The sequence below is a fragment of the Pseudanabaena biceps PCC 7429 genome (assembly GCF_000332215.1).
Lineage (GTDB): Bacteria > Cyanobacteriota > Cyanobacteriia > Pseudanabaenales > Pseudanabaenaceae > Pseudanabaena > Pseudanabaena biceps.
Genome location: NZ_ALWB01000234.1, coordinates 1 through 8371 on the forward strand (window position 1 = coordinate 1; position 8371 = coordinate 8371).

The 8371-nt window shown below is 44.8% G+C and carries 7 protein-coding genes; 3 read left to right on the forward strand and 4 right to left on the reverse strand.

Translation table 11 applies throughout. The annotated features are described in order from the left end of the window. Nucleotides 1-93 precede the first annotated feature (93 nt). Complete coding sequence (locus PSE7429_RS19300; RefSeq protein ID WP_009629019.1) at nt 94-471, forward strand: ribosomal maturation YjgA family protein; 378 nt, start codon at nt 94-96, stop codon at nt 469-471. Between the two features lie 61 nt (nt 472-532). Here the strand turns inward: PSE7429_RS19300 and PSE7429_RS23895 are convergent, their stop codons facing one another. Next, on the reverse strand, nt 533-1156 hold the full coding sequence (locus PSE7429_RS23895; protein ID WP_009629020.1) for a lysozyme inhibitor LprI family protein: 624 nt from the start codon (nt 1154-1156) through the stop codon (nt 533-535). 259 nt (nt 1157-1415) lie between these two features. Beyond that, the gene (locus PSE7429_RS23900; RefSeq protein ID WP_052017756.1) at nt 1416-4691 is read right to left on the reverse strand and encodes a CHAT domain-containing protein; all 3276 of its coding nucleotides are present in this window, start codon (nt 4689-4691) and stop codon (nt 1416-1418) included. Nucleotides 4692-4807: 116 nt separating this feature from the next. Between PSE7429_RS23900 and PSE7429_RS19315 the strand changes: the two genes are divergently transcribed. Further along, the gene (locus PSE7429_RS19315; protein ID WP_009629022.1) at nt 4808-5251 is read left to right on the forward strand and encodes a hypothetical protein; all 444 of its coding nucleotides are present in this window, start codon (nt 4808-4810) and stop codon (nt 5249-5251) included. Nucleotides 5252-5453: 202 nt separating this feature from the next. On the opposite strand, the gene PSE7429_RS19320 is transcribed toward PSE7429_RS19315, so the two are convergent. Then, on the reverse strand, nt 5454-6197 hold the full coding sequence (locus PSE7429_RS19320; protein ID WP_009629023.1) for a cytochrome c biogenesis protein CcdA: 744 nt from the start codon (nt 6195-6197) through the stop codon (nt 5454-5456). Nucleotides 6198-6264: 67 nt separating this feature from the next. Further along, the gene (dusA, locus tag PSE7429_RS19325) at nt 6265-7278 is read right to left on the reverse strand and encodes a tRNA dihydrouridine(20/20a) synthase DusA (RefSeq protein ID WP_009629024.1); all 1014 of its coding nucleotides are present in this window, start codon (nt 7276-7278) and stop codon (nt 6265-6267) included. Between the two features lie 324 nt (nt 7279-7602). Between dusA and purN the strand changes: the two genes are divergently transcribed. After that, on the forward strand, nt 7603-8283 hold the full coding sequence (gene purN, locus PSE7429_RS19330; protein WP_009629025.1) for a phosphoribosylglycinamide formyltransferase: 681 nt from the start codon (nt 7603-7605) through the stop codon (nt 8281-8283). The last annotated feature ends 88 nt before the right edge of the window (nt 8284-8371 follow it).

Below are 8371 nucleotides of genomic sequence, written 5' to 3' on the forward strand. Positions count from 1 at the left end.
TTTTGAAAGCGTTGCTTTGCAACGCTTTCAAAAATTTCCTTGTGGTTCGTTTGATCGATAATTGCTGTAAGTAAATATAGCTATAAAATCTAAATGTTTACAAATAGGCTTACCTTTAAATACAAGTACTTCTATTTAACCGTTTTACTCTTCTTCATAGAAGTTGGCATCGCAGTTTTTTTCAATGACCAGTTTATTCGTCCTTTTCTTGGAGACGTTTTAGTGGTTATACTCATTTACTGCTTTGTCAAAACCTTTTGGAAGATTCGCCCCAATATAGCCGCTCTATCTGTACTTGTATTTGCCTGTGCAATCGAAGGATTGCAATACTTAAATCTTGTAGATCGGTTAGGACTACGACAATATAAACTTTTAGCAATTATTTTGGGAACTACCTTTGATTGGAAGGATATATTAGCTTATGTCATTGGTACTGCGATTATTGTGATATCGGAAAATATAGCAACGTAAGGTTTGCTTAGGAAATAAAACCCCAAATGTGAGTGGCGGCACGAAGCGCTGCCACTCACATTTATCGCTTGCTCATCATGGCTTCGAGTTGAAGTAACCGACTTTCGGCTAGCCGATCGCGACATTGTTTTACCGATGACGATTCGGTAAAACGTAGGGAATCAAACTGGCAATGCTGAGCTTGGTAGATTTGCCACAACTTCTGGCTAGAGGAGTCTTTGAGGTTTCCTTGACTTAATATTTTGGCAAGCCGCTGAGCCGTTTCATCTGGTTTGAGTTGAGAGTTGCTTTTTCCTTGCAGATCGGCAATGCGATCGTTGGTAACGTTAGGCAGACAGCTAGAATAGATCAGAGGATAAATGGAACCACCCTTAAAAGGTGCACTCGATTCCCGACAATGGGTATCGCGATAGGAAGTCCAAGTCTGTTCGATCGCTTTGAGTTGGCTTTGTCTAGCTTCGGGAATTTGTCTGTAAACTTCTTCATAAATAAGCGATCGCAAGAAATCAGCAGTTTTTGCCCATCGCGAAGCACAGATATTTAATGCCATTTGGGTATCTCCTTCACAGGCAGGAGGTACGACTCCAAACTGCTTAGAATTGGCGATGGTTTGGGATGTAGCGGGAGCGACTGCCATGTAAGTCGAACTGAGGGCGATCACGAGGGCATATAAAATCTTTTTCATGCTTAATTATCCCGATGAATATCCCAATTAAAAAACAATTCATGAGCCATTCTGAAACCATTATCTCATATACTCCCTTCCCACCAAAGAAATAGACATACAAAACCAAGAATTAGACGTTGCGGCGCGAAGCGCCGCAACGTCTAATTTTTCACTGGGAAGGGAGTAGCAACGTAAGGTTTGATTAGGACATAAACCAAAGAGTATTGCCGCGCGGAGCGCGGCAATACTCTTTGGGGTTTTGATTAGTTCTAACTAATTAAAGTCCGTTGCCGATCAGGATAAAAGCTGACCAGTAATAGGGATGAGAAAACTCGGATTTAGGATTGCGAATCATCGATAGTTGGGCTTGACGTAAGCTTTCTACCTTAGAATGTTTTTCTTTTTGGATTTCTCCATAAAAAATATCCATCAGCTTTTGTGTGCCACCGTCGGAAACCGTCCAGAGTGAAGCGATCGATGCTTTCGCTCCAGTCCTTTGCATTTGGTAGCCAAAACCTAGGATTTCTTCACCACTGCCAACTATACCTCCCAGAGCTGTTTGGCAAGCGCTCAATACCACTAGGTCTACCGCAGGAAATTTGAGGTTTTGAACCTCACGCAGACTCAGGCGATCGCCATTTCCCATTAAAATAAATGACTCTTCGGGCTTGCCACTCACAAAGGCTGCATGGGTTGCTAAATGGATGATATTGTAGCTTGGCTTTGGTTCTGTGATCGTATCGCGCTCAAAGGATGCGTTTAAGAACTTGGTGGTATTGGGAACGATTGAGCTAAGGTTTTCGATTTCCTTGCCCGCAAAGGGCAAACCTGAGAAGGAAAATTGCTGCGAACCCACATTAAAGGAGTAAGCACCTTTGCTAAAGGCGGCGGCAATCACTCTGGGCTGGGAGATCGTCTGTGAACCAAGGCGAAAAAGATTCATCGCTGTAATGTGATTGATGGCATAGCGTTCGACTAGCCATTTTTTACCATCATAGAGTGCGGCAAGGGGAATATAACGCAGTTGTCCATCGGGGGCGTAGATAATCGTTTGGATTTGTGCTTTTTGGAGATCGTCAGCGATGGGCTGTATCATCAATTGATAAAGCTGATAGCTGGACTCTTGCACATCAAGGGAACTGGCATCCTGTAGATCCACACGAAAAGCGGCGATCGCTGTTTCTAATTGCTGGCGATCGACCTTAACGGTGCGATGAATTGGCGGCGAGTCGGGAACAAATAAAATCAGTTCAAGGCGATCGCCAAGAATTAACGGATAGAATAGGGCTACTTTTTGGGGAAACTGAGCAGTTTGCATTAAAGCTCTTAAACGCTCTTGTAAGCTGACATAGCTATTCAGTTTGAGATTATCAGCGATCGCCTGTTGACTCAGATCTTTCTCGATCGTCTTTGCCGATTCGCTATCAAATAAACCTCCTATTTTTTGGCTTGTAGCAAGCTGAATTTTCTCGATTTCCTCAAGCCTTGCCTTTTGAACATCGTTGGGTTGTGCCAGTTTCCTTAACTTGTCAAGTTCTTCGCTCAAACTCGTTGATTGGAGTGCAACAGCGCTGATTAATTGGGATAAATTTTGTTCTAGTGGTAAAAGCTCCAAGCCTTGGGCAGTAACTTCATTCCCCTTCACATCTTGGAGATAGTCTTGGAGTTCCTGTACTTTTAGTAAATCTAATACCTGTAGAGCTTCCATTACCCGCCCTTTTGTCAATAGTAGGCTGGCGAGTCCGCGATAGACATCGGCAACCGATTGCTTAAAGGCACTTTGATCTTCACGGGCGAGGTTGCGAATATCTTTGCGGATAGATTCGCGGACGTTTACCGATAGCTTATAGAAATAGATCGCTAATTCTAGCCTTCCCCGATCCCCCATCAAACTACCCATGTTACTGAGATCGTTCGCTTCCCCCCGCCGATTTCCTGCTTGACGGTGTAAGAGCAATGACTGCTGATAGTTGGCAAAAGCTTCATTGTATTTGCCCGTGTAATTGTAAACCAGACCGATGTTACCTAGGATCGTTGCTTCGGTAACGCGATCGCCAACTTTTCTCGCTACCTTTAAGGCGTTTTGATAGAAATTAAGGGCATCGCTATATTTTTTCTCAGTTAAAGCGATCGAGGCAAGATTGTTAAGGCAGACGGATTCCGAACCCAAATCGCCCGTTTCTTGAGCGAGTTTAAGAGCTTGAAAATAGACTGTGAGAGCCTTATCCAGTTTGTTTAGCTTTCTGTAGGCAAGCCCGATATTGCTATAAATCGATGATTGAGCGCGTAAGTCTTTTCTTATCTCGGCGATCGCCAAAGAACGTTGTAAAAAATCAATTGCCTTCGTCGATTGCCCTAAGTTGTAATAAAGCAAGCCCATACTATTGAGGGTATTCCCTTCGTTCTTGCGATCGCCCATTTCCTGATGGATGGCTAGGGCTTGGTCATAAAATTTGAGCGCTTGTCCATAGTTACTGAGTTTGCGATAGACTGCACCTAAGTTCCGCAAGGTATTCCCTTCTTCTTTGCGATTCCCTGTTTCTCTCCAAAGAGCCAGAGATTTATTATAGAAATCTAAAGCGATCTTGGGCTGACCGAGAATATCGTAGGCATAGCCAAGATTATTAAAAGTTGCTCCCTCTCCGAGTGGATCGCGAATTGATTGCCGCGCCGTGATCGCTTTCTCGTAATAGGAAATTGCCGTTCGGAGATCTCCCAGTTTCTCTTGGGTTTTACCAATTCGATTGAGGAGTTGTCCTAATTGTTTAGGATCGTCTAGTTTTTGATATAGGGCTAACGCTTGGAGTTGATAGCTCAGAGCCTCCTCATTCTTACCCAAATCGAGATAAATATAGCCAATGGTTCTGAGGGTAAGAGCCTCCCAATAGGTTCTTTTTTCAGTGCGGAAAACGGGTAAAGCCTCTAAATATTTGGCGATCGCTTGCTGCTTTTGCTGGTCCGTACCATCGTTGATTTTGGTGGCTTCCATAAAGGCAACTTCAGCCGCGAGATACTGGCGATCGGATTCTTTCGCCATTCTTAATTCTTCGATGTTAACTGTAAATTTACCCGCAGCCTTGGAATCGGCTGGATTGGCGACAGAAACTACCAACTGATAATCGCCCGTAGTATTGGCAATAGTGGAAATTACTTCTGCTCCTTCATCATCATTGGGGCTATCGGAAGTGGCAATGGTTTGACCGTCAGGACTCACGAGTTTTACGACTAGATCGATTCCTTGCTGCTGTACGATCATCCTGACAAACTGACCACTCTTTAGGGAAATGGGAAAGCTGCGCGACTCAGAATTCTGAATGGTTTCGATGGTTTCTGTTTGCGCCTTGGCAGAAGACGAGAATGGAGGAATCACAGGTAAAACAACCGCCGTACAGATAATTGCGATGGAAAGGAACTTCTCGATCCCATCTCTCATTCTTTGGTGAGAATCGTTTTCAAACAGTTGCCAAACCATAGCAATTAATCCTTTATTTGTTAATCCTTTATTTGTTAATCCTGTATTTGTGCAAATGATGCTCTCTAAGTAGCTCGGCATAATTAAAAACCAAAACCAGAGAGGATACCGCCCGTTTTAAGTTTACTTATGCCTAGCTACTTATAATCTTTTAATTCTATAATCTTTGCAGCTTTTAAACCCCTGCCGCTCAAATCATGCTCCTTCCTCCTTCGACTTCATCTCGGGCTGAACTTTTGACTGCCCTGCTCTTAGAATTAATGGAAATTTTACGCGATCGCCAAGGTGATACTTGGTCAGCAATTGTGCGTATAGCCAACGGAAAATCTGCCACGATTGCGATCGATGATACGCGTATTTTTGTGCAAGCGGAGGGTGAAATGGATTTGCAACTGGCGATCTCGGCGGCTGATCCTACTGCGAATAATTCTTTTGAAAGTACGGGTAGAGCTCTGTACAACATTATCATTGGTAAATCCACCCTAGAAAAATCTGTGGCTTCGGGCAAGATTTTTATCAGTGCTAATTTTGGCGATCTCTTAAAAATCCGCTCGATCGTGACCGCAGTACTTTTAGACACGTCGGTTGAGCCAAGATTACTCAGCCTTTGGCATCGATTTGAGCAGGAATGGTTGAAATAGATCTAAGCAGCTAAGCGTAATTAAAAACCAAAACTAGAGAGCGTACCGCCCGCGTAGCGGGCGATACGCTCTTCTAAGTTTTAAGTTTACTTATCTTAGCTACTTATTTAGCTACTTATATAAATCAATGTTTGAGCCAGGACATAAACCGCAAAAGATGAGTGGCAGTGCTTCGCGCTGCCACTCATCTTTTGCGGTTTGTCTATGTAATCTTGCTCAAAATAGAAAGCGTTCCAAATGCGATCAGAATTAGTCCACTTCCCCAATTGAGCCAGCTAGACCAACGCCGCAATTCTAAAAATCTCTTGATAATCCCCGTAAATGTGCCCGCGATCGCTAGGGGTAAGACCGAACCGATCGCGTAGGCGAGTAGAAATTCCGTGCCCATCAGCAGGTTGCCCGATCCTGATACCCAAGCCAAGAGTGTAACCAATACTGGCGTACTGCATGGGGAAGCCACAAATCCAAAGGATAGACCGATTAATAGCGATCGCAATCCCTGCGGTAGATTTGGCGAGATTTCCCAATTGCCGAAACTTGGTAAGCGGAAGGAAATTACTTCCAATAACTGCAATCCCATCACGATCGCAATGAGCCCCATCACAACCGACCAACCCCAAGCTGTCTGTCCGTAGATTTTGCCTAGTAGGGCGGCGGCGAGTCCAAAACCTGTTAAGGCGATCGCAAAACCCAGACAAAACCAAGCCGATTGCAAGGCAGCTTTCCCCGTACTTTTGGATTCATAACCGCCAATATAGCCAATGGTCAGGGGCAACATCGAGAGCGTGCAAGGGGTGAGACTGGTGACCAGCCCTGCTAAGAATACGATCCCCACGCTCGTCCATGAAGCTTGATTAAGTTGTTTGTGGACTAAGACATCCGCCCATTGTTCGAGGTGATAAAACCAGTTAGGCAGCGATCGCATTAGGGTTTCCATAAATTGCATTACTTAAAAATCCAATATAAAAATAAAACCCCAAGGATGAGTGGCGCACCAATCATCCTTGGGATAGTTAATGAATGGTGGTAATTGCTTCGCGAATTACTTCAGAACCAGCCCCAACGAGGCAAGATCTATCCGTGAGAATGCGCTTCCAAAGACGGCTACCCGCTTGACCATGAAATAATTGCAGCATATGGCGGGTGATTTTATGTAACCTCAATCCCTTTGCCATCCATTCATCGATATAGGCAATCATGGCTTCAGCAACTTCTAGGCGACTACGGATCGGAGTCTCATCACCAAAAAATTCGCGATCGCTAGTGGCAAATAGATAGGGATTATCGTAAGCGGCTCGTCCGATCATCACGGCATCGACATATTTTAACTGTTCGTGGGCTTGCTCAAGGGTGATCAATCCACCATTAATTTCAATGAATAAATGCGGAAATTCCTGTTTGAGGCGATGGACATCAGCATAGCGTAGCGGTGGAACTTCGCGATTGTCCTTGGGGCTGAGCCCCTGTAACCATGCCTTTCGCGCATGGATGGAAAATCGCCGACAGCCTGATTCGGACAGAATTCGCACAAAGTTCTGCATGTCTTCATAGCGATCGAGATCGTCAACCCCGATCCGATGTTTGACGGATACGGGGATCTTGGTAGCGGCACTCATCGCCTCAATGCATTGAGCGACGCGTAGGGGCGTTTTCATCAAGCAAGCGCCAAAATGTCCGCTCTGAACTCGATCGCTCGGACAGCCCACATTCAAATTAATTTCGTCGTAGCCCATACCTTCGGCAATCCGAGCGCATTCGGCAAGATCTTGGGGATTGTCGCCCCCAACCTGTAAGGCAAGGGGATTTTCTTGGGGTGAGAAGCCCAAGAGATAGGCGCGATCGCCATGCTTAATAGCCGCACTAGTGACCATTTCCGTATAGAGCAAAGTCCGCCGCGTAATTTGGCGCATGAAATAGCGATAGTGGCGATCAGTGCGATCCATCATCGGTGCGATGCTAAGGGGATGGATGGGGAAGCGATCGCTCTTTTCCTGTGTAGGAATTGGCATTTCCGATAAAGGAGTCATGGTTGAAGAAGGAATCGTCGTGGCTTTGAACTTGCTTGCCCTATCTTAATACGCCCCATGTAGTAAGTAGCTAAGCATAAGTAAACTTAAAACCTAGACGAGCGTACCGTCCGCTACGCGGGCGGTACGCTCTCTGGTTTTGGGTTTTAATTATGCCAAACTACTTAATACCAATTCACTGAAGTGAGCCAACACTTCAGTGAATTAAAAAACAAACCCAGTAAGGTTTTGAGATTCCCAAAATGGCGTTGCCATTTTGGGAATTGGTATAAACCATATAGTAAACTTGTGACGGCTATTTTTGTTTAGAGGTATCGAAGATTCGTGAGTTCGCCAGAGATTTCACCTACCACCCCAGATTTATCTCAGGATGCCCATGGGCATCGAGATAATCGAGATAATCGAGATGAGTGCGAGCATTCTCAAGGTGTCACTACTCTTGCGGTCTTAGCATCGGGAAGCGGCAGTAATCTAGAGGCGATCGCTAAGGCGATCGAGAACGGACAGCTACTCGCCAAGATCGCCGTAGTGATCTATAACGAACCCGAAGCCTATGTCAAGCAACGCGCTGATAAATTTGGTATTCCCGCCATTTTGATTAATCACCGCGATTACAAATCTCGTGCAGCGATCGATCTAGCGATCGTGGATATCCTCAAGCAGTATCACATCGATCTGGTGATTATGGCAGGTTGGATGCGCATCGTCACCCAAGTGTTGATCGATGCTTTCCCAGAAAGAATTCTCAATATTCATCCGAGTTTATTACCAAGTTTTAAAGGCATTCATGCGATCGAGCAAGCTTTTAACTATGGCGTAAAAATTACGGGCTGTACCGTCCATATCCTCAGTCTCGAAGTCGATAGCGGTAAAATTCTCAAGCAAGCAGCCGTGCCAATTTTGGCAAGTGATACTTTGGTGGATTTGCAAAAACGCATCCAAGTACAGGAGCATATTATTTATCCAGCCGCGATCGCTGAATATGCCCAATCTCTTACGAAATAGAATTAAGCGGCGCTTCGCGCCGCCTAATTCTATTAATTACCTAAATTAATTACACCTAATTAATTAAAACTTGGCTACGACGAAGTAG